Here is a 25954-nt window from a genome sequence, read left to right as displayed (position 1 = left end):
CTCGCCCCCTCATGTGCTAGGAGTTCGTCATGACCATCGCCGTCACAGGAGCAACCGGACACCTCGGTCGACTCGTCGTCGAGGCACTGCTCGACAAGGGCACCCCCGCGGGCGACATCGTCGCCGTCGTCCGCACCCCGGCCAAGGCCGCGGACCTCGCCGACAAGGGCGTGGAGATCAGGCAGGCGGAGTACGGTGATCGCGCCGCACTCCAGTCGGCCTTCGCTGGCGTCGACAAGCTGCTGCTCGTCTCCGGCAGCGAGGTCGGTCAGCGGGTTGCCCAGCACACCAACGTCATCGACGCCGCGAAGACCGCCGGGGTCGGATTCGTCGCGTACACCAGCGTCCTCGACGCGCAGAACAGCTTGATCGGATTGGCCGTCGAACACCGCGCCACGGAGGACCGGCTGACGCAGTCCGGAATCGACTTCGCGCTGCTCCGCAACGGCTGGTACTGGGAGAACTACCTCGGCAGCATTCCCGCCGCGGCCGAGACCGGTGCGCTGTTCGGCAGTGCCGGAACGGGTGTCGTCGCCGCTGCCGCCCGCAAGGACTACGCCGAGGCCGCCGCCGCGGTCCTGCTCGCCGACGGGCAGGCAGGCAAGGTGTACGAGCTCGGTGGCGACGAGCGCCTGACGTACAGCGAACTGGCGGAGGTCATCTCCTCCGTCCTCGGAAAGTCGGTGTCGTACAAGGATCTTCCACAGGCCGAGTACGCCGCGGTGCTCAAGGGGGCCGGACTGCCCGCACCGATCGCGAGCATGCTCGCCGACTCCGATGCGGGAGTCGCGGTCGGCGCCCTCGACACCGAGAGCGGCGACCTGCAGAAGCTGATCGGGCGCAACTCGACTCGCGCCGCCGCCGTCCTTGCCGTGAGTACTTATTAACCGCGGGCGGTTAACAAGTACTCACGGGTGTAGGCAACCCAACTGCCGAACTCGGTGATATCCGTGGCCCCGTCGACCGCGTCGTGGGTGCAACTGAAGCCGACCACGGCGCGGCCGTCGGACAATTCGACGCTCGTCAGCGCCATCGGGGCGGGCAGTGCGGCGAGGAAGGCGCCCAGCCCGGCGGGCGACACCCGGAACAGTTCCCCGGCGATCGCCGCCCCCGCGCCGGGGCCGCGACGGACGAGGCCGGGCTTGGGCGGTGTCGTGGCGAGCGCGGTGAGCCGGTAGGCGTCCGTGGTGGTGATGGTGTCCACGAACCGTGCGCCGATGTCCTCGAGCTGGAAATGCAGGGGCTGTCCGCGCAGGTGGGCTCCGAACACGGCGAGTTCGACACCGTCCGCGACGAGGGTGGGCGCCGGTGCACCGACGAGACGGGCCGCGAGGTCCACGGCCACCTGGTCGGCGAACGCAGGCACCACGAACATGACACCGAACGGGTCGCCGGTGGCGGTCGGGGCGCCCGGGACCGCGACGGCGGCCATATCGAGCAGGTTGCAGAAGTTCGTGTAGGTGCCCATCCGCCGGTTGATGTCGATCGGATCGGCCTGTACGGCAGCGATGGTCGGGTGTTCGGTGGTGGTGGGCAGCAGGAGGCCGTCGAAACCGGCCAGCAGTTCCCGCGTCTGCGCCTTGACGCGGGTGAGCGTGTCGAGGTCGGCGGCGAACTCGTGGCCCGCCGGCTTCCTCGCCGACTCGACGATGGCGGTGACCACCGGATCGGCACCCGCCGGTGCGGTGTCGAGGAATTTCCCGACAGCGGTGTACCGCTCGGCGACGACGGCGCCGTCGTACAGCAGGCGGGCGGCGTCGAGGAGTGGGGAGATGTCGATCGCCTCGACGGAGAAACCTCGGTCCGCCAACGACCCCACCGTGGCGACGAATGCCGCACGGTACTCCGGTGTCAGCAGATCGAGATTCTGTTCCGCGGGAATCGCGACCCTCGGCTGCGCGGGCGCCGCCAGGCGGACGTCGGACGGCCACGCGCGGCTTCGCGGGTCCGCGCTCGCCGGGCCCGACATGATGCGGGCGGCGGTCACGGCCGTGTCGAGTTCGGTGGCGAAGACGGTGACGCAGTCGTAGTCGACGCAGGCGGGAACGACGCCGTCGGCGGGGATGACGCCGAGTGTCGCCTTGATGCCGACGAGACCGTTGAACGCGGCCGGGACCCGCCCGGAACCTGCCGTGTCGGTGCCGATTCCGATGTCGGCGATGCCGAGGGCGACGGCGACGGCGGAACCGGAGCTGGATCCGCCCGACACCCGGTCGGGGTCCCACGAGCACCGGACGGCGCCGTACGGACTGCGTGTCCCGACCAGCCCGGTCGCGAACTGGTCGAGGTTCGTCTTTCCCAGCACCACAGCGCCCTGCTCGACGAGGCGGCGCACAGCGCTCGCGGTGACGTCGGGGAGGTAGGCGAACTCGGGGCACGCTGCCGACGTCGGCAGTCCCGCGACGTCGATGTTGTCCTTGACTGCCACGACCTTCCCGGCCAGGGGGAGGTTTTCGCCGGCGTCGAGACGGGCCTGCACGGCAAGGGCATCGGCGTGCACGTCCTCGGCGGGCCGGAGGGTGATCCACACTTCCGGACGGTCCACCTCGGCGATCCGCCGGAAGGCATCCTCGACACGGGCGGTGGGGGAGAGGGTGGTCTGTCCGCGGTTCACGGCATCGACAGTCATCAGTTTTCTGCTCCAATCACGACGAGAGGGGTGCCCGGTTCGACGATCGCGCCCGGTGACACGAGGACTTCGAGGACTGTTCCGGACGTGGTGAACGCAACCGGCATCTCGAGTTTCATCGCCTCGAGTACCACGGCGTTCTGGCCCGGTTCGATGCGTTGCCCGGCTTCGACTTCGACACGCCACACGCTGCCGACCATGGGAGCCTCGACGACGACAGCCCCGGGCGGAACGTCGACCCGTGCCGACGGCTCGGGTGCGGGCGCCTGCTCGACGCGGTCGAATTCGCCCGACGCGCGCCACGCGGACTTCTCCGCCTCGAACGCCGCGGACTGCCGGGAGTCGAACTCGGCGATGGATTCGGCGTTGTCCCGGAGGAACTTCAGGTGGTCGGCGAACGCGAACGTGCCGTCGGAGATCTCGGCGTCGAACCGCCCCGCGACGGCCTGCTCGCGGTATTCGCGCAGCTGCTCCGGGGTGACGGGTTCCCACACGATGCGGTCGAAGAACCGGAACATCCACGGGGTGCCCTCGTCGAAGGGGCGGTGCTGCCGGTAGCCGGACCAGATCGGGACGGTGCGCCCGATCAACTGGTAACCGCCGGGCGACTCCATGCCGTAGACGCACAGGTACTTGCCGCCGATCCCGACCGCGTCGGACGGCGTCCACGTGCGCGCCGGGTTGTATTTGGTGGTGACCAGGCGGTGCCGCGGGTCGAGGGGCACGGCCAGTGGTGCGCCGAGGTAGACGTCGCCGAGCCCCAGCACCAGGTACTCGGCGTCGAACACGGCGTCGCGCACGTCGTCGACGCTGTCCAAACCGTTGATGCGCCGGATGAACTCGGTGTTCGACGGCAGCCACGGCGCTTCGTCGCGGACACCGTTGCGGTACCGGTCGATGGCCTCGGCGATGGACGGGTCGTCGAACGACAGCGGCAACCGGACCGTGCGACTCGGCACCACCAGATCGTGTGTCGCGGGCAGCAGTTCCTCGATGTCCTGGAGGATGTCCAGCAACCGGCCGGCGGGAAGTTCGTCGGCGTCGAAATGCAGGTGCAGGGAGCGCACACCCGGAGTGATGTCGATGATGCCCGGGACTCGACGCCGGATCAGCGCTTCCGACAGCGCGTGGACGCGCATGCGGAGTCCGAGGTCGAGTACCCGGTCACCGTACTCGACGAGGATGTTGTCGTCGCCGCCGCGAAGGTACGCGACCTCGGGACGGTCCAGTACGGGCGGGATGCGGCGCAGGACCCCGCCGTCGCTGTTCGCCGAGTGGGTTGCGGTAGGCGGAAGATCCAGTCTGCGAGACGAATCCGACGCCCGCAGCACGTGCGCACCGTCGTCGGAGACGGCGACGAACCGCACTTCGTCGCCGGGCCTGATCTGCCCGAGCTTCCACCGGTGCGCCTTCACCACGGTGAGGGGGCACGCGAAGCCGCCGAGGCTCGGTCCGTCGGGGCCGAGCAGGATCGGGGTGTCGCCGGATACGTTGAGCGCTCCGACGCTGTACGGGTTGTCGTGCAGGTTCGACGGGTGCAGCCCGGCGTCGCCGCCGTCGGTCCTCGACCAGACCGGCTTGGGGCCGTCGAGTCGGAGGCCGGTCCGGTTCGCGTGGGTCTGGACCTTCCAGGTCGTGTCGTAGAACTGCGCCATGTCGGAGTCGGTGAAGTAGGCGGGCGCCGGCTGCGGTCCCTCGGTGACGGCGAGATGCCACACGTGCGTGAACTCGGGACGCGAGTCCTCCGGGACGGGGTGCGGCGCGCCGAGACCCGTGGTGTTCTCGAACAGCGAGTCGTCGAAGAGGCCCAGCACGTCACCGGTGGTGACGGCCTTGCCGGTGATGCCGCCGAACCCGCCGAGCGTGAACGTGGACGCGCTGCTGTGGTACAGCGGAGCGTCGATGCCGCCCCGGAACGCGACGTACGTGCGCAGGCCGGTGTCCGCCGGAGTGCCGACGTCGAGGACCGACCCGGCCGGCGCTTCCACCGGTTCCCACAAGGGGATCGGTTCGCCGTCGAGCGTGACCGGGGCGTCGGCGCCGCCCACACAGATCACCGTGGCGTCCGAGAACACGAGGCGCGGCCCCTGCAGGGTGCATTCGAGACCCGGCGCGCCGACCGGATTACCGACCGCGGTGTTGACCAACTGGAACGACAGGTCGTCCATCGGTCCCGACGGCGGAATACCGACCTCCCACAGTCCGATTCGGCCGGGGTGATCCTGCACGGTGGTCATCGTCCCGGCGCGGAGCACGTCGACGCGTCGGCCGGTCGGCCGCAGATCGGCCAGCGACTGCGTGGTGTGCTCGCCGGCCAGCACCGTGTCGGCGACGCAGATCCGCCGCAGCTGGGGCAGGTTCGTCTGGACCCCGTAGATGTGCGTGTCGGCGAGTGCCTCCGCGAGGGCGGCGAACGCCGCCGTGCGCCGGTGCCCGCGGGTGATCACCTTCGCCAGCATCGGGTCGTAGTAGGCACTCACCTCGGTGCCCGTCTCGACCCACGTCTCGACCCGCGTGTGAGCCGGGAACTCGACCCCGGTGAGTCGTCCGGCGCTGGGACGGTAGTCGTGGCCGGGGTCCTCGGCGTAGATGCGGGCCTCGACGGCGGTTCCCCTGATCTCGGGTCCGGAGTCGGGCAGCCCGTCGAGCATGGAACCGTCCCCGCGGGCGAGTCTCAGCATCCACTCGACGAGGTCCACCCCGGTGACTTCCTCGGTCACCGGGTGTTCGACCTGCAGTCGCGTGTTCATCTCGAGGAACGACGCTTCCCCGCGGTCCACGTCGTAGACGAACTCGACGGTTCCCGCGGACCGGTAGTTCACCGACGACGCGAGACTGCGGGACGAGCTGAGCAGTTGTTCCACCACGTCGTCGGAGAGTCCGTGCGCCGGGGCCTCCTCGACCACTTTTTGGTTGCGGCGCTGTAGTGAGCAGTCGCGGGTGCCGAGGCTCAGCGTGCGGCCGAGTCCGTCGCCGAACACCTGCACCTCGATGTGGCGGGCGCGGGCGACGAAGCGTTCGAGGAACACCCCGGACGAGGAGAAGTTGGCCTGGGCGAGGCGCTGGACGCGGTCGTAGGCCTCGCGGAGTTCGGCGGCGTCGAAGCACGCCTGCATCCCGATGCCCCCGCCGCCACCGACGGCTTTGATCATCACCGGATAGCCGATGTCGGAGGCCGCGGACAGGGCGGCGTCGACGGAGTCGAGGAGCCCGCTGCCCGCGACGAGCGGGACGCCGACGGCGCGAGCGGCCTCGCGCGCCGTGTGCTTGTTCCCGAACGTGCGGAGCTGTTCGGGGGTGGGGCCGACGAACGCGATCCCGGCGGATTCGGCCGCCGCGGCGAACGTGTCGTTCTCCGAGAGGAAGCCGTATCCGGGATGAATCGCGCCCGCGCCTGTCGCCAGTGCGGCTTCGACGACGGCGTCGGCCCGCAGATACGACTCGTGGGCGGGAGCCGGGCCCAGCCGGACGGCGACGTCGGCCATCTCGACGTGCGCGGCCGCCGAATCGGCGTCGGAGTACACCGCGACCGTCTTCAGTCCGAGGATGTGCGCGGATCGCATGATGCGGCAGGCGATTTCGCCCCGGTTCGCGACGAGCAGAGTGTCGAAGGAGTACTCGATCGGCGGCGTATTCATCCCTGTGGACATGGTTGTATACGCTAAGGACGGGGTGTTTCGCCGAGATTTCTCGAGGTAAAGCGTGGGTTAGTAAGACCTCTCACGGCCCGCGCGGTTCGGGGTCACGGCGAGGAGGGCTGCACCGGGGGTACGAACTCGAATGTCGTTCCGAGCAGCCACACCAGGAGCAGGACCACCGGCAGGTGGAACATGAACTGCAGGAACGTGAATCCCACCAGGTCGCGCGCCTTGAGTCCCAGCACCGCGAGGAGGGGCAGCATGAAGAACGGGTTGATCAGGTTCGGCAGGGCCTCGGCGACGTTGTACACCTGGACCGTCCAGCCCAGGTTCATCCCGACGTCGGTGGCCGACTGCATGACGTAGGGCGCCTCGACCAGCCATTTTCCGCCTCCGGACGGCACGAAGAGGCCCAGCACGACCGTGTAGAGGGCGATGACGACGGTGAAGCCGCCGCCGCTGCCGATGTTCGTAAAGAAATCGGCCAGGTGCTCGGAGATGGTGAGGCCGTTTCTGCCCTCGGCCTTCGTCAGGATCGCGGCCATCGCGGCGTACAGCGGGAACTGGACCAGGATGCCTGCGGTGGCGGGGACGGCCAGCGCGACGGCTTGCAGGAACTTGCGCGGCGTCCCGTGCAGCACCAGCCCCAGCATGAGGAAGACCAGCAGATAGGCGTTCAGGCTGCTGACGACGGTGAGCACGGGTTTGGTCACCAGCTGGGAGATCAGCCACCCCAACGTCATCAGACCGGCCAGCGCCGGCAGGATCCGGCTGTATTCGAGCCACTCTCCCGGTCGCGATCGGGGTGCCACCTCCTTCGGCCGGTCGTCGAGGTCGACGTCCAGATCCTCGGCGGTGGTGACGGCCGCACCCCTCGGCGCGGAGAAGTGGGCGATGCCCACGGTCAGGGCGATGATGATGACGCACATCAGCAGCGACTGCCAGGTGAAGATCGTGGTCCCGAAGTCGAGGACGCCGGTGATCTCCAGCAGCGCGGGCGGCAGGGACGCGGCGGTGGCCTGCAGTTGCGCGGCGGACGAGGACATGCCGAGCGCCCACACGGCGCCCAGACCCATGAAGGCCGCCGCGCCGAGTGCGCGGTAATCCACTCTCAGGTCGGATCGGCGGGCGATCGCCCGGGCGAGCAGCCCGCCGAACACCAGACTGAGCCCCCAGTTCAGGAAGGAGACCGACATGGACAGCAATGCGACGAAACTGACTGCGGTGCGCCCCGACTGAGGCACCATGGCCAGACGATCGATCAGCCGGGCGACCGGCGGGGAGGTGGCGACGACGTACCCGGTCAGCACCACCATCGCCATCTGCAGGGTGAACGCCGTCAGATCCCAGAAACCGTCACCGAACGCGTCCACGACCGTCTGCGGAGACGAACCGTTGGCCAATGCGGCCACCGAGACGACGAAGACGCCGACGAGCGCGAAGACGTAGGCGTCCGGAAACCATTTTTCCGTCCAGCCGGCCAGCGACTGCGCGACCCGCGCCAGTCCCTTCTCGGAACGGACTTCTTCGGTAGCGGATGTCATGCGGCCGTTCCTCTTCTCTACGCGATGCGGAACCTACGAATAGTCGCGTTCGATCCTCAGAGTCCCGATGGTGGTGGCCAGGGCGTCGTACTGGGTCACCAGAAAGCAGAATTCGATCATCCGGCGGTCGTCGAAGTGGGTGCTCAGCGCCGACCACGCGGCATCGTCCAGGTTGTCGGTGGTGGCGAGTTGGTCGACGGCGGTGAGGATGGCGCGACGGCGCGCGTCCCAGCCTTCCGCGGTGGGACCTTCCAGCACCTGTTCGAGGAGCGCCGGGGTGACGCCCGCCCGGCGTCCGAGGCGCACGTGGTGATCCATCTCGTAGGCGCACTTCCGCAGGTGCGCCACGCGAAGGATGATCAATTCGGTCTCGTACCGGGAGATCTGCCCGCCCGGCATCAGCTTGCCGGAGTACTGCAGCCACGCACGGAAGAGGCCGCCCGTGCGGCCCACCGTGCTGAACAGATGAGCGTCCGGCACACCGGCGACACGGGAGAGGATTCGCCACAACACCCAGTTGACGGGGCCGAGTTCCTTCAGACGTCCGGGTGGAATGCGTGCGGTCACGCCGCCCCCTCTCCTTCTACTCGTCCCCTCGTGGGAACGGCTGCGTGCGCGCGTAGTTCGATTGAACGGGTCATCTCCGTGGCCCGAAGTGCGAGCATACGCACAGAATCCTTCCCGGGTACCCGGGAAGGTGCGTATATCCGATTCTTCCGTCCCGCGATTGCCCGCTCGAGTGCGTCGACCGCCACCGTGATCGAGGAGGTCCGGGTCAGTGCGCTGCCGCGGGGTGGGGGAACCGCGACGCCGTCGAAATCGATCAGGGTGCGGTCCGTGTCGATCTCGCCGAGCCGGGCGATGCCGACCCGGGTCCCCAGCGATTTCATCTCGTCCCGCAGGGCCTCGCCGAGTTCCTCGGCACCGCCTCTCGTGGCGCCGTGGACACCACGCAGGGGGCTGAACGTCGTCGACGACGCCACGACGAGCGCGTACCCGTTGCGGTGCCCGATGTACGGTCCCGCGGCCCGCAGCGTGTGGTACGTCCCCATCACGTTCACCTCGATGGCATACCGCATCACCTCCGGATCACCCTCGACGATGTGCGCCGGGGGCGTCACGCCCGCGTTGGCGACGACGACATCGAGGCCGCCGAGCCGGTCGGTGAGGTAGTCGAACGAGTCCTCGACGGCTCGCCGGTCGCGGGTGTCGCAGCGACGCCACGGCGCCCGGCCGCACGTGGTGGCCGTCTGTTCGAGGAGTTCGGGTTCGAGGCCGAGCAGCCCGACACGGGCGCCCCGCTCGTGAAGTCGTCTGGCGAGTCCGGCGCCGATACCCCGGGCTGCGCCGGTGATCAGGACGCGGCGTCCGACCAGATTCTCTTCGAGAGTGCGTGACATGAAGCGAGTTCCCAACCTGTGTTACCGAGCGGTAGCAAGACGCTAGCACCCGCTCGGTTCATTGGTGGGAAAAATGTCCAACCGAGTTGGACAACTGTCTCAATCGCGGATCGCCCACGCCATGCGTGCGAGGGAAAGTGCCTGCTCAGCACGCTCGATGACCACCTCACGCGACTCGCTGATGTGCGCGAGCAGCGTGTCGTACGCGGAATCCAGCTTGCCGTCGAGGGCGAGCTCGGCCACCGAGATGTGTTCATCGACGGTCGCGCTCATGCGGTCGGGGGTGAGGTAGTCGAACATCCGGACCGGCCGCACCTTCGCGTTCACGTTGACGAGCGCATCGGACAGCGCCCGGTTGCCCGCCGACCGCAGCAGAACGGTGTGGAACTGCTCGTCGAGCGCCACGAACCCGGCGTCCGGCTCGGGGTTCTCCTTCCGCAACGCGTACCACCGGTCGAGCTCGGGTCCGAGAACGTCCGGGTCGTGCGACAGCGACTCGTCGGCGCGGACCCGGGCGATTCCCTGGAGCTCGAGCGTGATGCGCAGTTCGTACAGTCCGGCCAGCTCGTCGATGCGGGGGCGGTACGGAAACAACCCGCCCACGTCGCGCTGGACGAGTCCGTCGGCGAGGAGCCGGGCCAGGGCCTCCCGCACCGGCGTCCGCGACACCCCGTAGGTGTCGGCGAGACGCTCCTCGCCGAGACGCTGTCCCGGTGGGATCCGGCCGCTCATCAGGTCGGTGCGCAGCGACAGATACACGTGATCGCTGAGGGAGCCGGCCGGTTCTCGGCGTGCCATCAGATCGCCATCGCCGCGCGGACGTCGGAGACCGCGGTACGGACGTCGGAACCGGGTGCGGCGCCACCGGCGCCGGAGGACGTGACCCGCCCCGACTCGAGGACGTAGTAGCTCTCGGCGGATTCGAGAGCGAACCCGATGTGCTGTTCCACCAACAGGACTCCGAGTCCGCCGCGGCGGGTGAGTTCCATGATGGTGCGCTCGATCTCGGCCACGACGGACGGCTGAATGCCTTCCGTCGGTTCGTCGAGGATCAGCATCTTCGGTTCCGTGATCAGGGCCCGCGCGATGGCAAGTTGCTGACGCTGCCCACCGGAGAGGAGACCGGCACGCCGGTCGAGCAGGCCGCGTAGAGCCGGGAACAGATCCAGCACCTCGCCGACGAGTTCCTTTCCGCGCTTGCGGCCGTCGGCCACCACCTGAAGGTTCTCCGCGGTGGTCAGCTGACCGAACGACTGCTGGCCCTGCGGCACGTAGGCGAGGCCGCGCGCCACCCGGGCGCTCGGCCGCAACGCCGTGACGTCCTCGCCGTCGAACAGCACCCGCCCGGAATCGACCTTGATCAGTCCGACCGCCGCCCGCAGAAGCGTCGTCTTGCCCGCTCCGTTGTGTCCCATCACCGCGGCCACACCGTCCGACGGGACCGTCAGCGAGACTCCGTGGATCACTTCGGTTCGGCCGTACCCGGCCCGGATGTTCTCAAGCTCGAGCATCACTGTCCTCCTTCGAAACCTCGGGCTGCAGTTCGGGGGCGGCACCGGCCGCGGCGGTCCCGAGGTACACCTCCTGCACCCGTGGATCGGCCTGCACCTGCTCCACGGTTCCCTCGCTCAGCACCTTCCCGGCGTGCAGCACGGTCACCGACGTCGCGAACGCGCGCATGAAGTCCATGTCGTGCTCGACCACCACGACGGTCCGCTCACCGCCGATTCGGCGCAGCAGGTTTCCCGTCTCGTCGCGTTCCTCGTGGCTCATGCCGGCCACCGGCTCGTCCAGCAGCAGGACGGAACAGTTCTGCACCAGCAGCATTCCGATCTCCAGCCACTGCTTCTGTCCGTGCGCGAGGATTCCGGCCGGGGTGTCGCGCAGCTTGCCGAGACCCGTGACGTCGAGCGCCTCCTCGATGGCAGGGAGCACCGTCTTGCGTCGGCGCAGCAGTGTGAGCGCCGACCGGCCCGCGCCCGCCGCGATGTCGAGGTTCTGGAGAACCGTCAGCTCCTCGAACACGCTCGCGGTCTGGAACGTGCGGCCCACACCGAGCCGGGCGATGCGGTGCACCTTCTTGCCGATCAACTCGACACCGGACTTCGTGACCGATCCCGTCGCGGGGACGAGCCCGGTGATGGCATCGACGAGAGTGGTCTTGCCGGCGCCGTTGGGACCGATGAGGAACCGCAGGTCGCCCTGCATCAGGGTGAGGTCGACGCCGTCGACCGCCTTGAAGCCGTCGAAGCTGACCCGAAGGTCCCGGACCTCGAGGTACTCGCTGGACATTCCGGCGTTGCCGCCGAGCACCGGCTCCTTGGCCGTGGCAGGAATCGTCATCGGGCCATCTCCATTCGTTCCGTCGGCTCGGTCTCGTCTTCCGGTCCGGGCGGGGCAGGTTCGTCGGAGGAGGCCTTCTTCTTCCGCTTCAGCAGCGCGAACAGCCCCGCGACACCGGCCGGGAAGAAGCCGACGACCACGATGAACAGCAGACCCTGCGCGTACGTCCAGCCGGACGGGAACGACTCCGAGAACGCGCTCTGCGCCCACGCCACCCCGATGGCGCCGAGGACCGGGCCGAGGAGCGTGGAACGTCCGCCGATGGCCACCCCGATCAGGAACGCGATCGACGGGACGATCCCGACATCGGCGGGGGAGATGATGCCGACGATCGGAACGAACAGCGCGCCGGCGAGGCCCGCGAAGAACGCGGCCGTCACGTAGGCGACGAGTTTGATGTTCGCCGGGTCGTACCCGAGGAAGCGGACGCGCTCCTCCTGATCCCGGACGGCGACGAGCAGTTCGCCGTAACGGCTGTTCATCAGCTGCCGGGTGATCGCGACCACGGCCAGCAGCACGCCGGCGGCGATGAAGAACAGCATCTGCTTGTTGGCCGGATCGTTCAGGTTGAAACCGAAGAACGTGCGGAACCGGTTGAGGCCGTTGCTTCCTCCGGTGCTCTGCTGGCCGACCAGCAGGATGGCGAATGCGGCGGCGAGCGCCTGGCTGAGGATCGCGAAGTAGGCGCCCTTGACGCGGCGCTTGAACACCCCGAGCCCGAGGACGAACGCCACCAGCGCCGGGATCAGCAGGATTCCCAGGATCGTCACGATCGGCGACGTGAACGGCACCCAGTAGCCCGGCAGCTCCCGGATGCCCGCGATCTGCATGAAGTCGGGCACCGTGTCTCCGCGGAGTTCGGCGTCGGCGATCTTCAGATGCATCGCCATCATGTAGGCACCCAGCCCGAAGAAGACACCCTGGCCGAGGGTGAGCATGCCGCCGCGGCCCCACGCCAGGCCGATACCGACCGCGACGATCGCGAAGCACAGGAACTTGCCGAGCAGACTCAGCCGGAAGTCGCTGAGAACCGCGGGGGCGACGACGAACAGAAGCAGCGCGGCCAGTGCGAATCCCGCCCACGCGCGGTAGCGGCCACTCGTCAGGATGCTCATACGAGACTCCTCGTCTTGACGGCGAACAGGCCCTGCGGCCGAACCTGGAGGAACACCACGATGACCACGAACACGATGACCTTGGCGATCGACGCCGTGGTCGAGTACTCGACGAACGAATTGAGGATGCCGAGTGCGAACGCGGCGATCACCGCGCCCTTCATCTGACCCAGGCCGCCGACCACGACCACCAGGAACGCGTCGATGAGGTAGCTCTGCCCGATGGTCGGACTCGTCGAGCCGATCAGGGTGAGCGCCACACCGGCGACACCCGCCAGACCGGAACCGATGAAGAACGTCGTCACATCGGTTCGGCGACTGGAGATCCCGCTCGTCTCCGCGAGGTCGCGGTTCTGCACGACGGCGCGGATGCGGCGTCCCATCGGGGACTTCTGCATCGCCAGCGACAGCGCGACGACGGCCACGACGGCCAGCACCAGGATGAACAGGCGCGTCTTCGGCACCACCGCGCCCAGGATCTCCACACCACCGGAGAGCCACTCCGGTGCGGCGACGTTGACGGCGGGCGCACCGAAGACGTCCCGTGCCAGCTGCTGCAGGATCAACCCCACCCCGAACGTCACCAGCAGCGTGTCCAGCGGCCGGTGGTACATCCGCTTGACGAGGGTGACCTCGAGGAGGACGCCCATCGCGCCACCGACCACGAAACCGACGAGCAGAGAGATGAACAGAGAACCGGTGGCGCTCGATACCACCTGCTGCACCACGTACGCCGTGTACGAGCCGGCCATGATGAATTCGCCGTGGGCCATGTTGATGACGCCCATCTGGCCGAACGTCAACGACAGCCCCAGCGCCGCGAGCAACAGAATCGATCCGATACTCAACCCGGTGAACAGCTGTCCGATCACTACATCCATCGATGTATGTCCTCTCTCTTCCCTCGTGCTCGTCGGACCGTGTTCTAGCTACCCAGCGACTCGGCCCACGGGTAGGACTTCAGGTACGGGTCCGGCTGGATCGGGGTGCCCGAATCCCAGACCGTGTAGATCAGGCCGTCGTTCCGGATCTCACCGATGCGCGCGGTCTTGGTGATGTGGTGGTTGGACCCGTCGATGGTGACCAGTCCCTCCGGTGCGGCGAACGTGACGCCGTCCGCGTTGTCCTGGATGTCCTTGGTGGCGAAGGAGTTCGCCTTCTCGACGGTGTTCTTCCACAGGTACACGGACGTGTAGGCGGCTTCCATCGGGTCGGACGTCGGCTTGTTCGCGCCGTACCGGGCCTTGTACGCGTCGACGAACTTCTTGTTCTCCGGCGTGTCGATGGTCTGGTAGTAGTTCCAGGCGGTCAGCTGGCCCTCGATGTTCTGGACGCCGATACCGCCGACCTCCTCCTCGGCGATCGACACGGACACGACGGGCATGTCGGCGGGCTTCAGGCCGACGTTCGCGTACTCGCGGAAGAACGCGACGTTGGAGTCGCCATTGAGGGTGTTGAAGACGGCGTCCGCATCGGCGGAGCGGACCTTGTTGACGATGGTCGAGAAGTCGGTGGAGCCGAGCGGGGTGTAGTCCTCACCCTTGATCTCGATGCCGTTGGCCTCCGCGTACGCCTTGATGATGCGGTTGGCGGTCTGCGGGAACACGTAGTCGCTGCCCACCAGGTACAGCGACTTGACGCCCTTCTCCTTCAGGTAGTCGAGTGCGGGCACGATCTGCTGGTTGGTGGTGGCCCCGGTGTAGAAGATGTTCTTCGAATCCTCGAGGCCCTCGTACTGCACGGGGTAGTAGAGCAGCGAGTTGTTGTCCTCGAACACGGGCAGCATCGCCTTGCGGCTCGACGACGTCCAACCGCCGAACACGGCTGCGACGCAGTCACTGCTGATCAGCTTCTCCGCCTTCTCGGCGAACACGGTGGGCTCCGAGGCCCCGTCCTCCGCGACGATCTGGATCTTCTTGCCGAGCACGCCGCCCGAGTTGTTGATCTCGTCGACCGCGAGCGCGATCGAATCCCGGACGGTCACCTCGCTGATGGCCATCGTGCCGGACAGCGAGTTCAGCGACCCGACCTTGATCGTGTCTCCGGAGGTGTCCACACAGGACGCCGCGATGGACTCGCCGGCCGTGTCGGACGCCTTGCTGCCACAACCGGTCAGCACGAGCCCGATGGCGGCGAGCGCGGTCGGTGCAGCGAGGGCGCGCTTGGAGAAGGTGCGCATGTACGGGCCTTTCCGTCGGAGGACTTGGGGACCTCCGCAACCCGGGACATGTATCCGCCCCACGTATACAGAGGTGTATTCGTGGGGCGAACATTAAGCGGCCGTTGTTGCGCCTGAATGTCTGTCGGTGACGTGTTCGTGACGCGAATTACGGTTACGTGAACAACCGCTCACAGCGCTCCCGGCGGGGCCGGAGGCTGCTGCCGCTGCGGCCAATGTGACACCGGTTCAGTCGGATTGAACCGATGTGACACAAGGCGAGTCAGCGGATCAGGTACGGGGAGACCGAACTCTGGTGCTCACTGATGTCGAGTTGCTTGCCGAGCGGCGGGAACGCGCGCTGCGGGCAGTTGACGCGCTCGCACACCCGGCAACCGGCGCCGATCGGGGTGCCCGGGTTGGAATCGTCGAGGTCGAGACCGTCGCCGTAGACGAGCCGGTGGGCGTGCCGGATCTCGCAGCCGAGCCCGATCGCGAAGATCTTGGCCGGCTGGCCGTAGCGCTGGGCGCGACGTTCGACGGTCCGGGCGATCCACAGATACCGGCGGCCGTCCGGCATCTGCGCGATCTGGTTCATGATCTTGCCGGGGTACGCGAACGTCTCGTACACGTTCCACAGCGGGCACGTGCCACCGCTGGTGGAGAAGTGGAACCCGGTGGCGGACTGCCGCTTCGACATGTTCCCGGCCCGGTCGACGCGGACGAACATGAACGGAACGCCGCGCAACTTCGGACGCTGCAGCGTCGAGAGGCGGTGGCAGATCGTCTCGTAGCTCACCGAGTAGAACGCGGACAACCGCTCGATGTCGTACCGGAAGTCCTCGGCCACGTCGTGGAACTGGCCGTACGGCAGCACCGTGGCCGCAGCGAAGTAGTTGGCCAGCCCGAGCCGGGCGAGCGCCACGGACTCGTCGCTCGTGAAGCCGCCCTCGGCCACCAGCTTGTCGAGCAGGTCGCCGTATTCGAGGAACGCCAGCTCGGTCGCGAACTTGAACACCTGCTGGCCGCCCGACAGGTGCGGCGAGATCTCCAGCAGCCGGGATTCGGGGTCGTACCGGTGCAGGACGTTCTCGCCCAGGTCGATGCGCTTGACGATCTGCACGTCGTGCACGGTCTGCAACCTGCGGGCGATCTCACCGCCGACGTCGCCGCGGTGGAATCGCATGCGCGCGGTCAGTTCCTCCGCCGCCGTGTCCAGTTCGTGCAGATAGTTCTGCCGCTGATAGAAGTAGTCGCGGACCTCTTCGTGCGGCATCGTGATCGAGCCGCTACCACTGCCGTCGCTGTAGCGGTCCTCCGTGGCGAGAGCCAGCTGCGCGGTGGTGTTACGGAAGCGGCGGTGCATGTTGACCATCGCCTTCGCCAGGCCCGGATGCGACGCCACCATCTCGGCGATCTCCTGGGCGTCCGCGTCGATGCCCATCTCCTGGTCCAGCGCCACCTCGCGCATCTCCGCGATCAGGCGAGTGTCGTCCTGGGATGAGAAGAACGTGGTGTCGACGCCGAACACCTCGCTGATCCGCAGCAGCACCGGCACCGTCAGCGGCCGCACGTCGTGCTCGATCTGGTTGAGGTAGCTGGCGGAGATCTCCAGCGTCTTCGCCAGCGCCGCCTGGCTCAGTCCACGCTCGGTTCGGAGCTGACGCAACCGGGTGCCGACGAAGGTCTTGGACATACGGCAATGGTACCGGCGCAGGTCAGATCTGCGAACGGAACCTTCGCAAGATTTACTCGCGCGGGTCGGGACACGGTGACGCGGGGTGAATGTACCTCTGGGCGCACTGGAGGTGCTGAAAGGTACATCATTCGCCCGCGCTCAGGCCTTGTTCTCCGAGCGCGGCGCGCCGACACCCGGGTCGATCTGGAACGGACCCGACGCGGACGGTGCGACGGGGAAGTCGAACATCGCCGTCGGCAGGTACACCGTCGAGCAGGAGTTCGGGATGTCCACCACCCCCGACAGCCGGCCCTCGATCGGTGCGGCGCCGAGGAGGAGGTAGGCCTGCTCGGGGCTGTACCCGAACTTGGTGAGGTAGTCGATCGCGTGGAGACAGGCCCGCTGATACGACAGGTGCGAGTCGAGGTACTTCTGTTCCCCGTCGAGGGTGACGGACGTTCCGGAGAACGCGAGCCACTCCGAGTACTGCGGGTCGGTGTTGCCGGGCATGAAGATCGCGTTCTCGGACACGCCGTACGTGTCCATGCCGCCCTTGATGATGTCGACGCGCAGGTCGATGAAGCCACCCATCTCGATGGCGCCGCAGAACGTGATCTCGCCGTCGCCCTGGGAGAAGTGCAGATCGCCGACGGACAGGTTCGCGCCGTCGACGAACACCGGGTAGAAGACGCGGCTGCCCTTGGTGAGGTTCTTGATGTCCTGGTTGCCGCCGTTCTCGCGTGGGGGCGCGGTGCGGGCGGCCTCGCCGGCGACGCGGTCGAAGTCGGCGCCCGACAGGGACCCGAGGACGGCGTCCTGCGGTTCGGGCGGCAGGGCGAGTGGGGGAACCCGGCCCGGGTCGGTGGCGATGAGCGCGCCCTCCCTCGCGTTCCACTTCGACAGGAGGGCGGCCGACGGCGCGGTGCCCATCAGTCCGGGGTGGACGATGCCGGTGAACGAGACGTGCGGGACGTGCCGCGACGTGGCGGTCTGACCGGAAAAATCCCAGACGGCCTTGTAGGCGTCGGGGAACTGCTCGGTGAGGAATCCGCCGCCGTTGTGGCGGGAGAAGATCCCGGTGTACCCCCATCCCTGGCCTGCCAGCGGGCCGGAATCCTCCTGGGGGATCGGTCCGACGTCCAGGATGTCGACGATCAGCAGGTCGCCGGGCTTCGCGCCCTCCACGGCGAACGGCCCGGACAATGTGTGGACCGTGGTGAGGGGCGCGTTCAGGATGTCGTCGGCGGAGTCGTCGTTGTGGATGGCGCCGTCGAACCATTCGCGGCAGTGGACGCGGAAGGAGTCGCCCGGTTTCACCGTGACCGCGGCCGGGATGTCGGGGTGCCAGCGGTTGTGGCCGACGATCGCCTGATCGGTGAACTTCTTCGAGGAATCGAGCGGAAACAGCAGTTCGGGCATGTGCGCTCCTTCGGTGACCGGTCAGGGACGAGGAAGTCGGCGGTGCAGCGGGTTGTTCGTGACGGGTGAACGCCCGGCCGTGGTCCGGGGCGGCGGACCGGTGACGACGTCCGGTTCGTGAGCCGACCTCTTCGTGCTGTCGAGGAGGTTCATCGCGGACGACGACCCGTGTCCGAGCCGCGGCGAGGACACGCGCCGGACGGCGTCGCGGTCGCATCGGGGGCAGCGGGTGGTGCCGGGTGCGTCGGCCATGGGGAACGACCGCTCGAACGGGCCGCAGTCGGCGGCGCATCGGAATTCGTACAGCGGCATCTGGTGCCCTTCGCCGGAGGAGACCATTCGAGGTCACGGTAACCGACCTTATTGGTGATTGCAGTCACAACGGGCGCGTCGAGGGGTGTGCGGCGGCGGGAAGGCGAGGGGCGCAGGGGCGGAACTGTCTGTGTACGACGAGTTGCGTGCATTTGGTTCACCACCTGCGGCTTTTTGCTACTGGCGAGTATTTTTCCTCTCCGATCGGGCAGGTATGGCGCCGAACTTTCTTAACAGTCTTTGCAAGGTGCTGTGAAAAGCTAGCCAAGATTGGCAGTAGCAACAGGTAGACGGCACTTTTTGCTTGTGTCACTCTGGGTAAGTACATACGAAGGGCCTGGCAAGGATGTGAAGCAGTACATCCGTACCGGACCAGCAGATCGAAGAGAGTGGAGTCTTGATGTCGACCACCGGCACCCCGAAGACCGCAGCTGGAATCCAGCAGGATTGGGACACCAACCCGCGCTGGAAGGGAGTAACCCGCAACTACACGGCGGAGCAGGTCGCCAAGCTCCAGGGCACCGTTGTCGAAGAGCAGACCCTCGCACGCCGTGGTTCCGAGATCCTCTGGGACCTCGTGAACAACGAGGACTACATCAACTCGCTGGGCGCGCTGACCGGTAACCAGGCCGTTCAGCAGGTCCGTGCAGGCCTCAAGGCCATCTACCTGTCCGGCTGGCAGGTCGCCGGTGACGCGAACCTGTCCGGACACACCTACCCCGACCAGAGCCTCTACCCGGCCAACTCGGTCCCGCAGGTCGTGCGCCGCATCAACAACGCCCTGCTGCGCGCCGACGAGATCGCCAAGGTCGAGGGCGACACCTCCGTCGACAACTGGCTCGCCCCGATCGTCGCCGACGGCGAAGCAGGCTTCGGTGGCGCGCTCAACGTCTACGAGCTGCAGAAGGCCATGATCGCGGCCGGCGTCGCCGGTTCGCACTGGGAAGACCAGCTCGCGTCGGAGAAGAAGTGCGGCCACCTCGGTGGCAAGGTCCTCATCCCCACGCAGCAGCACATCCGCACCCTGACCTCGGCTCGCCTCGCGGCCGACGTCGCGGACGTTCCCACCGTGGTCATCGCCCGCACCGATGCCGAGGCCGCGACCCTCATCACGTCCGACGTCGACGAGCGCGACCAGCAGTTCCTGGACGGCACCCGCACCGCCGAGGGCTTCTTCGGTGTCAAGAACGGCATCGAGCCCTGCATCGCTCGCGCCAAGGCCTACGCCCCGTACGCCGACCTCATCTGGATGGAGACCGGCGTGCCGGACCTCGAGGTCGCCAAGAAGTTCGCCGAGTCCGTTCGAAGCGAGTTCCCGGACCAGCTGCTCGCCTACAACTGCTCGCCGTCCTTCAACTGGAAGGCGCACCTGGACGACTCGACCATCGCGAAGTTCCAGAAGGAGCTCGGCGCGATGGGCTTCAAGTTCCAGTTCATCACCCTGGCCGGCTTCCACTCGCTCAACTACGGCATGTTCGACTTGGCCCACGGCTACGCCCGCGAGGGCATGACCGCCTTCGTCGACCTGCAGGAGCGCGAGTTCAAGGCCGCCGAGGAGCGTGGCTTCACCGCCATCAAGCACCAGCGTGAGGTCGGTGCCGGCTACTTCGACAGCATCGCCACCACGGTCGACCCCAACACCTCGACGGCTGCTCTGAAGGGATCCACCGAAGAGGGTCAGTTCCACTGAGCCTTGTCCTCCAAGGCTTCGACCGATCACGGTTTCACCTGATCAACCCGACCCCGGGGAGGGGCCTGTAACCGGGCCCCTCCCCGGGCGACGACTCCACTAGACGAAAAAGGAGCTGACGTGACCAGCGAAAAGATTCAGCGCGTCGGCGTGATCGGCGCCGGGATCATGGGTGCCGGAATCGCTGAGGTGTGTGCTCGCGCGCACGTCGACGTTCTGGTGTTCGAGCAAACCCGCGAGCTTGCGGCGGCGGGGCGTTCGCGCATCCTCCGTTCGCTCGACCGCGGAGTGAGCAGCGGCAAGATCACCGAGCGGGAACGTGAGCAGGCCGCCTGGCGGCTGCGGTTCACCTCCGATCTCGGTGATTTCGCGGACCGGCAGCTCGTCGTGGAGGCCGTCGTCGAGGACGAGAAGGTGAAGAGCGAGATCTTCACCGAACTCGACCAGGTCGTGACGGATCCGAACGCCGTACTGGCGTCCAACACGTCGTCGATCCCGATCATGAAGCTGGGCATCGCCACGAAGTCCCCGGAACGGGTCATCGGGATGCACTTCTTCAACCCCGTTCCGGTGCTTCCCCTCGTCGAGCTGGTGACCACGCTCAAGACGAGCAAATCGGTGTCCGAGCGGGCTGAGGCCTTCGCCAGCGATGTGCTGGGCAAGCAGGTCGTCCGTTCCGCGGACCGTTCCGGGTTCGTCGTCAACGCCCTTCTGGTGCCCTACCTGCTCTCCGCGATCCGCATGGTGGAGTCCGGGTTCGCCACCAAGGAAGACATCGACAAGGCAACGGTTCTCGGCCTCGCACACCCGATGGGTCCGCTCGCGCTGACCGACCTGGTGGGCCTGGACACGGTCAAGTCCATCGCCGACTCGATGTACGAAGAGTTCAAGGAGCCCCTGTACTCGGCGCCGCCGCTGCTGCTTCGCATGGTCGAGGCCGGGTTGGTCGGCAAGAAGTCCGGTGCGGGCTTCTACGAGTACGGCGACAACGGTCGTGCCAGCAAGAAGGCCAGCTAGTAGGTAGGTAGGCGACTACGCCTGTGCGCCTTTCACGACCACTGGCGGTTGTGAGAGGCGCACAGGTGCATCGAGCCCAGAGGCATTCTCAGCCACTGGACTGAGCCCAGAAAGGTCGACCGCATGTCCAGCACCGCAGCATACGGATCCAGCATCCTGGGGTATCCCCGCATCGGACCTCGCCGCGAACTCAAGCGTGCCCTCGAGTCCTACTGGCACGGCACGAGCACGAAGGAAGAACTCGTCGCCGTCGCCCGGGACCTTCAGGAGGAGACGTGGAGTGAGCTCGCCGCGACCGGTCTGACCCAGGTCCCGGGCAACACGTTCTCCTACTACGACCACGTACTCGACAACGCGCTGCTGTTCGGTGCCGTGCCCGAGCGGTTCAAGCCGCTCGAGAGTCAGCTCGATCCGCTGGACTTCTACTTCACGCTGGCGCGTGGCCGGCCGGACTTCCCGCCGCTCGAGCTGGTGCGGTTCTTCGGCACCAACTACCACTACCGTCAGCCCGAACTGGACGAGAACACCGAGTTCTCGCTGCGGTCCGAGACCGTGATGGACGAGTTCGAGCGGGCGAAGGCCCGCGGGATCGAACTGCGTCCGGTCGTGCTGGGGCCCGTGTCGCTGCTGATGCTGTCGAAGGTCGGTCCGACGTCGAAGCGGCACGGTTTCTCGACCCTCGACCTGCTGGACAAGGTGCTGCCGGAGTACGAGCGGCTGTTCGAGCAGCTCGCGAAGGCCGGCGCCACATGCGTCCAGCTGGACGAGCCGTCGTTCACCGAGGACCGCACAGCGGAAGAACTGGCAGCGCTGGCCAAGGCGTACGAGAAGCTGTCGCACGCACCGCTGCGGCCCCGCATCCTCGTCACCGGTCCGTACGGGCATCTCGGGGAGGCGCTCGCCATCCTCGCCTCCACCAAGGTGGAGGCTCTGGGCCTCGATCTCGTCAGTCACCGGCTGAGCGCCGACGAGCTGGCGAAGATCCCGGGCATGAAGCGCAAGCGCATCTACGCCGGTGTGGTCGACGGCCGCAACGTGTGGCGCGTCGACCGGTACAACACGCTGACGTACCTGAACACGCTGAAGGACGTCGTGCCGGATCTCGTGGTCTCGACGTCGACGTCGTTGCTGCACGTTCCGTACGACGTGCTGTCCGAGTACGACATCCCGGGTGATGTCGCAGACCGGCTCGCGTTCGCGAAGCAGAAGGTCGGCGAGGTGGTCTCGCTGGCCAAGGCGCTCACCGAGGGGCCGTCCGACAAGTGGCGCAAGCGTCCCACGTCGGTGCACTTCAAGCTCAAGCACGCGGTGCGGGCACGGGTCAACGCGATCAAGCCGGGCGACCGCTTCCGGGTTCCGTACGAGGAGCGGCGGGTCGCCCAGCAGGAGCGACTGAACCTGCCGCTGGTTCCGGCGACGACGCTGGGCTCGTTCCCGCAGACGGACGCGATCCGGCAGGCGCGGTACGAGCTGGGTGAGGGACGCCTCGAGTGGGAGGAATACTACAAGCGGATCCAGGCCGAGATCGAAAGCACGATCCGGTTGCAGGAAGACATCGGGCTCGACGTCTTCGTGCACGGTGAGCACGAGCGCAACGACATGGTGCAGTACTTCGCGGAGCTTCTCGAGGGGTATGCCTTCACCCACAACGGGTGGGTGCAGGCTTACGGCTCGCGGTGTACACGTCCGCCGATCCTCTACGGGGACGTGTCGCGGCCGAAGCCGATGACCGTCGAGTGGATCTCGTACGCGCAGTCGCTGACGGACAAGCCGGTCAAGGGCATGCTCACGGGTCCGGTGACGATGATCGCGCGGTCGTTCGTCCGCCAGGATCAGCCGCTGTACGAGACGGCCGACCAGTTGGCGCTGGTGATCCGCGACGAGATCGCCGACCTCGAGGCGGCGGGCATCGCGATCATCCAGGTCGACGAGCCGGCGATCCGGGAACTGCTGCCGTTGCGCGAGAACGGCCGCGAGGCGTATCTCGAGTGGGCGGTCGACGCATTTCGTCTCGCGACGGGCGGGGCGAAGCCGGAGACGCAGATCCACACGCATATCACGTACACGAGCCGGGCGTCGGTGGTCGACGCCATCGAACGGCTCGACGCGGACGTGACGGCGATCGTGGCGACGCGCTCCATCACGTGGGTGCTCGGTGCCATCAAGGAGCGGGCGCTGACCCACGGTGTCGGTCCGGGTGTGTACGAGAGCCGGTCGGCCCGGATTCCGGACATCGACGAGTTGGACGAACTGCTCACGGAGGCGAGCGAGTCGGTCTCACTCGAACGGTTGTGGGCCAACCCGGACGGCGGTCTGAAGACGCGTCACTACTGGCAGCTCGAGCCTTCGCTGCGCAATATGGTGGCGGCGGCGAAGCGACTCCGCAGGCGGGCCGAGAAGGAAGAATCCGAGGCCTGATTTCTCCGGCGTGTTCGGGGTCACCGCCTCAGCGGTGGCCCCGAACGGGCTTTCGGTCGCGCAAACATGTCGAGGTGTAGGCCGCCACGAGTGGGGCAGCACGCGACGGCGCCTACGACCGCGTGGTCGGCAGCGACGTGCGGTACCGATTCGTGATCGACACGGCAACGATCTGACCTACGCGTCACCGAGTTGATCTCGCAGTGATGCCAGTGTCTTCGCCAGCAACCGGGACACGTGCATCTGCGAGATACCGACCCGGTCGGCGATCTGGGTCTGTGTCATGTTGCCGAAGAATCGCAGCATGAGGACGGTCCGCTCCCGTTCGGGGAGGGATTGAAGCAGGGGGCGCAGGGTTTCGTGGTTCTCGACGTCGTCCATCGCGGCGTCGTAGTCGCCGAGCGTCTCCACCATGGACAGTTCGCCGGTCCGGTCCGACGACGTGTTGTCGACGGAGACGGTCTGGTACGCGTTGCCGGCGAGGAGCCCCTGCGCCACCTCCTCCTGTTCGAGGTCCAGGTGCTCGGCGAGTTCGCTGACAGTGGGAGCGTGGCCGAGACTCTGGGACAGTTCGGCGACGGCTTGGCTCAGCGCGAGGTGCAGTTCCTTCATCCGGCGGGGCACCCGCACGGCCCACCCGGTGTCGCGGAAGTGCCGTCGCACCTCGCCCATGATGGTGGGGACCGCGAAGGACACGAAGTCGGATCCCCGCTCCACGTCGAACCGGTCGACCGAGTTGACCAGGCCGAGGCGCGCGACCTGAACCAGATCGTCGTGCGCCTCACCGCGACCGTCGAAGCGGCGTGCGATGTGCTCGGCGAGCGGGAGACAGCGCGTCACGACGGCGTCGCGCAGTCTGCTGCGCCGGGGATCGTCCTCGTCGAGGGCTGCCATCTGTTCGAAGAGTGCTGTGACGTCCTGATACTCGTCCGGCCAACGGGCCGTGTGCCCCCCACTGTGAGTATGGGACGTCACAGACTCAGGCCGTTCTTCACCTTGGTGAATTCCATGGTGGTCACGAAACCCGCGGTGGCGGAGTCTGGCTCCTGTTTCAGATCGACCGAATCGGTGAGGGCGTTGAGCACGTGCCAGGCGAACGAACGCTCGCCGAGGGAGTCGACCGAGGTGGTGGTGCTCGATACGTCGACTCGCAGGGTGTTGTCGAGATACTGCAGCCGGCACACCAAGACCGCATCCGGTGTCGCGCGGACGATCAGCTGGGTACAGATCTCGTCCATGGCCAGTTTGATGTCGGCGATGGAGTCGAGGTCGAAATCTTCGTGAATGGCAACGGTTGCTGCCAGGGCGCGCAGTACGGAGAGCTGATCGGGCGTTGCTCGCACGCGCAGTTCGACGACGGGATGTGTGTGATCCTGGTCGGGTTCGATTGTCTTGGCGATGGCCATGAGACCTCCGGGTCGGGCGTACCGTGCTGTCGGCGGGCGGTGGGTCGGCCCGCGCTGCTGAGAAGTCAGGGTAGCGATCCGGCGACACCGCAGGTGGAATACCGCAGAACAGGACCGATCAAACCAGTCCGATCAGTACGTTTGCCCGAGTAGTGTTGGCGGCACGATCAGCGTTCCTGAGGCCCTCGGCAGGGTCATGGTGGTCACGGGAGACGAGTGGGATGCCTGACGAGATTCACCTGCACACGTTGACGAATGACGTCGAGACCGCGGACGCCGACGCGGTCACCGTGTCGCTCGACGCTGTGCTCGAGTTGCTCGAACCCGTGGACGAGACCGACGTGGTGCTGCACACGCTGTGCCGTCGGGTGGTCGAGGTGTTCCCGGGTGCGGCGATGGCCGGGATCACCGTTCTCCGGCCGACGGGTCCCGTCACGGTGGCCGCGACGTCGGACGAGCTCGCGGTGCTCGAGGAGTTGCAGTACCGCTTCGGTGAGGGGCCTGCGCTCGACGCCGTGCGCTCCCGCGAGACCGTGCGGGCCGACCGTGCCGCGGCGTACGAGAGGTGGCCGGCGTACGCCGCGAGTTCCGAACCGGCAGGCGTCCACAGCTATCTGTCCGTACCCCTGCCCGTCGCGGAGCAGTCCGCCGCGCTGAATCTGTACGGACTGTTGCCGCACGCCTTCCATCGCATGGACGAGTCGGTGCTGGAGCTGTACGTCGAGGCGGCTGCGGTCGCGGTGCGCAATGCCCGGCGGTACGGCGAGGCGAGGAATCTGATCGAGCAACTCCGTATCGCCCTCCGGTCCCGCGCTGTCATCGATCAGGCGAAGGGAATCGTGATGGCGTTGCGGGGTCTCGACGCCGAGACCGCGTTCGACGTCCTCGTCACGCGTTCGCAGCGGGAGAACGTCAAACTGCGCGTGGTCGCAGAACGTGTCGTCGCGGCTGTTTCGGCGCGGACAACCGTGCGTAACGGTTTGTAATCGCTCACCAGGGCAAATGAGAGCTCGAGTATCTGTTATTTCCTTGTGACACACCACAGGCGGGAGTAGTCTCGAACCGAGGTTGAACACACAGCCGATGTCGGGAAGCGCTGCCGTAGCAGACGGTGTCATGTGTCCGAGGTCGGGTCTGTCTGCAGGTGCTCCGCTTCCCCTCTCAATGTTCGAGATGGGGTGAGCCAT

21 protein-coding genes are annotated in these 25954 nt (G+C 67.0%); 5 read left to right on the top strand and 16 right to left on the bottom strand.

What is annotated here, in order from left to right; genetic code table 11:
* Nucleotides 1-29 precede the first annotated feature (29 nt).
* A complete protein-coding gene (locus tag ACNJ7E_RS29150) occupies nucleotides 30-887 on the top strand; it encodes an SDR family oxidoreductase (RefSeq protein ID WP_418341606.1) in 858 nt (285 codons plus the stop codon).
* Here the strand turns inward: ACNJ7E_RS29150 and atzF are convergent.
* The 14 genes from atzF to ACNJ7E_RS29080 form a co-directional block, all read right to left on the bottom strand.
* On the bottom strand, nucleotides 884-2629 hold the full coding sequence (gene atzF, locus ACNJ7E_RS29145; RefSeq protein WP_280779836.1) for an allophanate hydrolase: 1746 nt from the start codon (nucleotides 2627-2629) through the stop codon (nucleotides 884-886). The genes ACNJ7E_RS29150 and atzF overlap by 4 nt on opposite strands.
* On the bottom strand, nucleotides 2629-6279 hold the full coding sequence (uca, locus tag ACNJ7E_RS29140; RefSeq protein ID WP_280779837.1) for an urea carboxylase: 3651 nt from the start codon (nucleotides 6277-6279) through the stop codon (nucleotides 2629-2631). The genes atzF and uca overlap by 1 nt, the downstream gene beginning before the upstream one ends.
* 92 nt (nucleotides 6280-6371) lie before the next feature.
* On the bottom strand, nucleotides 6372-7811 hold the full coding sequence (locus ACNJ7E_RS29135) for a short-chain fatty acid transporter (protein WP_418341605.1): 1440 nt from the start codon (nucleotides 7809-7811) through the stop codon (nucleotides 6372-6374).
* 33 nt (nucleotides 7812-7844) lie between these two features.
* Entirely contained in the window at nucleotides 7845-8378 is a 534-nt protein-coding gene (locus ACNJ7E_RS29130) for a carboxymuconolactone decarboxylase family protein (protein ID WP_418341604.1), read from the bottom strand.
* Nucleotides 8375-9211 (bottom strand): SDR family NAD(P)-dependent oxidoreductase, encoded by an 837-nt coding sequence (locus tag ACNJ7E_RS29125; RefSeq protein WP_280779840.1) that lies wholly within the window; start codon nucleotides 9209-9211, stop codon nucleotides 8375-8377. The genes ACNJ7E_RS29130 and ACNJ7E_RS29125 overlap by 4 nt, the downstream gene beginning before the upstream one ends.
* A gap of 99 nt (nucleotides 9212-9310) precedes the next feature.
* Nucleotides 9311-10009, bottom strand: a complete 699-nt coding sequence (locus ACNJ7E_RS29120) for a GntR family transcriptional regulator (RefSeq protein ID WP_011594949.1) — start codon at nucleotides 10007-10009, stop codon at nucleotides 9311-9313.
* On the bottom strand, nucleotides 10009-10722 hold the full coding sequence (gene urtE, locus ACNJ7E_RS29115) for an urea ABC transporter ATP-binding subunit UrtE (protein ID WP_283330982.1): 714 nt from the start codon (nucleotides 10720-10722) through the stop codon (nucleotides 10009-10011). Before urtE ends, ACNJ7E_RS29120 begins: the two co-directional genes overlap by 1 nt.
* Nucleotides 10709-11554, bottom strand: coding sequence for an urea ABC transporter ATP-binding protein UrtD (urtD, locus tag ACNJ7E_RS29110; protein ID WP_005261083.1), 846 nt, complete (start codon nucleotides 11552-11554; stop codon nucleotides 10709-10711). The genes urtE and urtD overlap by 14 nt, the downstream gene beginning before the upstream one ends.
* On the bottom strand, nucleotides 11551-12669 hold the full coding sequence (gene urtC / locus ACNJ7E_RS29105; protein ID WP_005261082.1) for an urea ABC transporter permease subunit UrtC: 1119 nt from the start codon (nucleotides 12667-12669) through the stop codon (nucleotides 11551-11553). Before urtC ends, urtD begins: the two co-directional genes overlap by 4 nt.
* Nucleotides 12666-13550 carry an urea ABC transporter permease subunit UrtB gene (urtB, locus tag ACNJ7E_RS29100; RefSeq protein WP_005251836.1) on the bottom strand — a complete coding sequence of 295 codons (885 nt, stop codon included), beginning with the start codon at nucleotides 13548-13550 and terminating at the stop codon, nucleotides 12666-12668. The genes urtC and urtB overlap by 4 nt, the downstream gene beginning before the upstream one ends.
* 44 nt (nucleotides 13551-13594) lie before the next feature.
* Nucleotides 13595-14848, bottom strand: coding sequence for an urea ABC transporter substrate-binding protein (gene urtA, locus ACNJ7E_RS29095; RefSeq protein ID WP_418341603.1), 1254 nt, complete (start codon nucleotides 14846-14848; stop codon nucleotides 13595-13597).
* A 262-nt stretch (nucleotides 14849-15110) separates the two neighbouring features.
* A complete protein-coding gene (ramB, locus tag ACNJ7E_RS29090) occupies nucleotides 15111-16523 on the bottom strand; it encodes an acetate metabolism transcriptional regulator RamB (protein ID WP_007301354.1) in 1413 nt (470 codons plus the stop codon).
* A gap of 141 nt (nucleotides 16524-16664) precedes the next feature.
* The gene (gene fmdA / locus ACNJ7E_RS29085) at nucleotides 16665-17924 is read right to left on the bottom strand and encodes a formamidase (protein ID WP_005563337.1); all 1260 of its coding nucleotides are present in this window, start codon (nucleotides 17922-17924) and stop codon (nucleotides 16665-16667) included.
* Between the two features lie 21 nt (nucleotides 17925-17945).
* Complete coding sequence (locus tag ACNJ7E_RS29080) at nucleotides 17946-18263, bottom strand: FmdB family zinc ribbon protein (protein WP_172651491.1); 318 nt, start codon at nucleotides 18261-18263, stop codon at nucleotides 17946-17948.
* Nucleotides 18264-18636: 373 nt separating this feature from the next.
* Here ACNJ7E_RS29080 and aceA point away from each other — a divergent pair, with 373 nt between their 5' ends.
* The 3 genes from aceA (at nucleotide 18637) to metE (ending at nucleotide 23361) form a co-directional block, all read left to right on the top strand.
* Complete coding sequence (gene aceA / locus ACNJ7E_RS29075) at nucleotides 18637-19926, top strand: isocitrate lyase (RefSeq protein ID WP_418341602.1); 1290 nt, start codon at nucleotides 18637-18639, stop codon at nucleotides 19924-19926.
* Nucleotides 19927-20046: 120 nt separating this feature from the next.
* Nucleotides 20047-20943 carry a 3-hydroxybutyryl-CoA dehydrogenase gene (locus tag ACNJ7E_RS29070; RefSeq protein ID WP_005261077.1) on the top strand — a complete coding sequence of 299 codons (897 nt, stop codon included), beginning with the start codon at nucleotides 20047-20049 and terminating at the stop codon, nucleotides 20941-20943.
* A gap of 123 nt (nucleotides 20944-21066) precedes the next feature.
* Nucleotides 21067-23361, top strand: coding sequence for a 5-methyltetrahydropteroyltriglutamate--homocysteine S-methyltransferase (gene metE / locus ACNJ7E_RS29065; RefSeq protein ID WP_280779844.1), 2295 nt, complete (start codon nucleotides 21067-21069; stop codon nucleotides 23359-23361).
* 177 nt (nucleotides 23362-23538) lie between these two features.
* Here metE and ACNJ7E_RS29060 read toward each other — a convergent pair whose 3' ends face one another.
* Nucleotides 23539-24336 (bottom strand): RNA polymerase sigma factor SigF, encoded by a 798-nt coding sequence (locus ACNJ7E_RS29060; protein ID WP_005251853.1) that lies wholly within the window; start codon nucleotides 24334-24336, stop codon nucleotides 23539-23541.
* Entirely contained in the window at nucleotides 24333-24767 is a 435-nt protein-coding gene (locus tag ACNJ7E_RS29055) for an ATP-binding protein (RefSeq protein WP_009474792.1), read from the bottom strand. Before ACNJ7E_RS29055 ends, ACNJ7E_RS29060 begins: the two co-directional genes overlap by 4 nt.
* 221 nt (nucleotides 24768-24988) lie before the next feature.
* Between ACNJ7E_RS29055 and ACNJ7E_RS29050 the strand changes: the two genes are divergently transcribed.
* A complete protein-coding gene (locus ACNJ7E_RS29050; protein ID WP_418341601.1) occupies nucleotides 24989-25753 on the top strand; it encodes a GAF and ANTAR domain-containing protein in 765 nt (254 codons plus the stop codon).
* Nucleotides 25754-25954 lie beyond the last annotated feature (201 nt).

This window comes from Rhodococcus mengyinensis (assembly GCF_048381435.1).
In the GTDB taxonomy this organism is placed as follows: Bacteria; Actinomycetota; Actinomycetes; order Mycobacteriales; family Mycobacteriaceae; genus Rhodococcus_F; species Rhodococcus_F opacus_D.
The sequence above is the reverse complement of the archived record's forward strand: the minus strand, read 5'-3'. Positions and strand labels throughout refer to the sequence as shown.

What these genes read in the sequence shown, in the direction of transcription:
- ACNJ7E_RS29150 (WP_418341606.1), top strand. Translation starts at nt 30, where the DNA reads ATGACCATCGCCGTCACAGGAGCAACCGGACACCTCGGTCGACTCGTC.
- atzF (WP_280779836.1), bottom strand. Translation starts at nt 2,629, where the DNA reads ATGACTGTCGATGCCGTGAACCGCGGACAGACCACCCTCTCCCCCACC.
- uca (WP_280779837.1), bottom strand. Translation starts at nt 6,279, where the DNA reads ATGTCCACAGGGATGAATACGCCGCCGATCGAGTACTCCTTCGACACT.
- ACNJ7E_RS29135 (WP_418341605.1), bottom strand. Translation starts at nt 7,811, where the DNA reads ATGACATCCGCTACCGAAGAAGTCCGTTCCGAGAAGGGACTGGCGCGG.
- ACNJ7E_RS29125 (WP_280779840.1), bottom strand. Translation starts at nt 9,211, where the DNA reads ATGTCACGCACTCTCGAAGAGAATCTGGTCGGACGCCGCGTCCTGATC.
- ACNJ7E_RS29120 (WP_011594949.1), bottom strand. Translation starts at nt 10,009, where the DNA reads ATGGCACGCCGAGAACCGGCCGGCTCCCTCAGCGATCACGTGTATCTG.
- urtE (WP_283330982.1), bottom strand. Translation starts at nt 10,722, where the DNA reads ATGCTCGAGCTTGAGAACATCCGGGCCGGGTACGGCCGAACCGAAGTG.
- urtD (WP_005261083.1), bottom strand. Translation starts at nt 11,554, where the DNA reads ATGACGATTCCTGCCACGGCCAAGGAGCCGGTGCTCGGCGGCAACGCC.
- urtC (WP_005261082.1), bottom strand. Translation starts at nt 12,669, where the DNA reads ATGAGCATCCTGACGAGTGGCCGCTACCGCGCGTGGGCGGGATTCGCA.
- urtB (WP_005251836.1), bottom strand. Translation starts at nt 13,550, where the DNA reads ATGGATGTAGTGATCGGACAGCTGTTCACCGGGTTGAGTATCGGATCG.
- urtA (WP_418341603.1), bottom strand. Translation starts at nt 14,848, where the DNA reads ATGCGCACCTTCTCCAAGCGCGCCCTCGCTGCACCGACCGCGCTCGCC.
- ramB (WP_007301354.1), bottom strand. Translation starts at nt 16,523, where the DNA reads ATGTCCAAGACCTTCGTCGGCACCCGGTTGCGTCAGCTCCGAACCGAG.
- fmdA (WP_005563337.1), bottom strand. Translation starts at nt 17,924, where the DNA reads ATGCCCGAACTGCTGTTTCCGCTCGATTCCTCGAAGAAGTTCACCGAT.
- ACNJ7E_RS29080 (WP_172651491.1), bottom strand. Translation starts at nt 18,263, where the DNA reads ATGGTCTCCTCCGGCGAAGGGCACCAGATGCCGCTGTACGAATTCCGA.
- aceA (WP_418341602.1), top strand. Translation starts at nt 18,637, where the DNA reads ATGTCGACCACCGGCACCCCGAAGACCGCAGCTGGAATCCAGCAGGAT.
- metE (WP_280779844.1), top strand. Translation starts at nt 21,067, where the DNA reads ATGTCCAGCACCGCAGCATACGGATCCAGCATCCTGGGGTATCCCCGC.
- ACNJ7E_RS29055 (WP_009474792.1), bottom strand. Translation starts at nt 24,767, where the DNA reads ATGGCCATCGCCAAGACAATCGAACCCGACCAGGATCACACACATCCC.
- ACNJ7E_RS29050 (WP_418341601.1), top strand. Translation starts at nt 24,989, where the DNA reads ATGCCTGACGAGATTCACCTGCACACGTTGACGAATGACGTCGAGACC.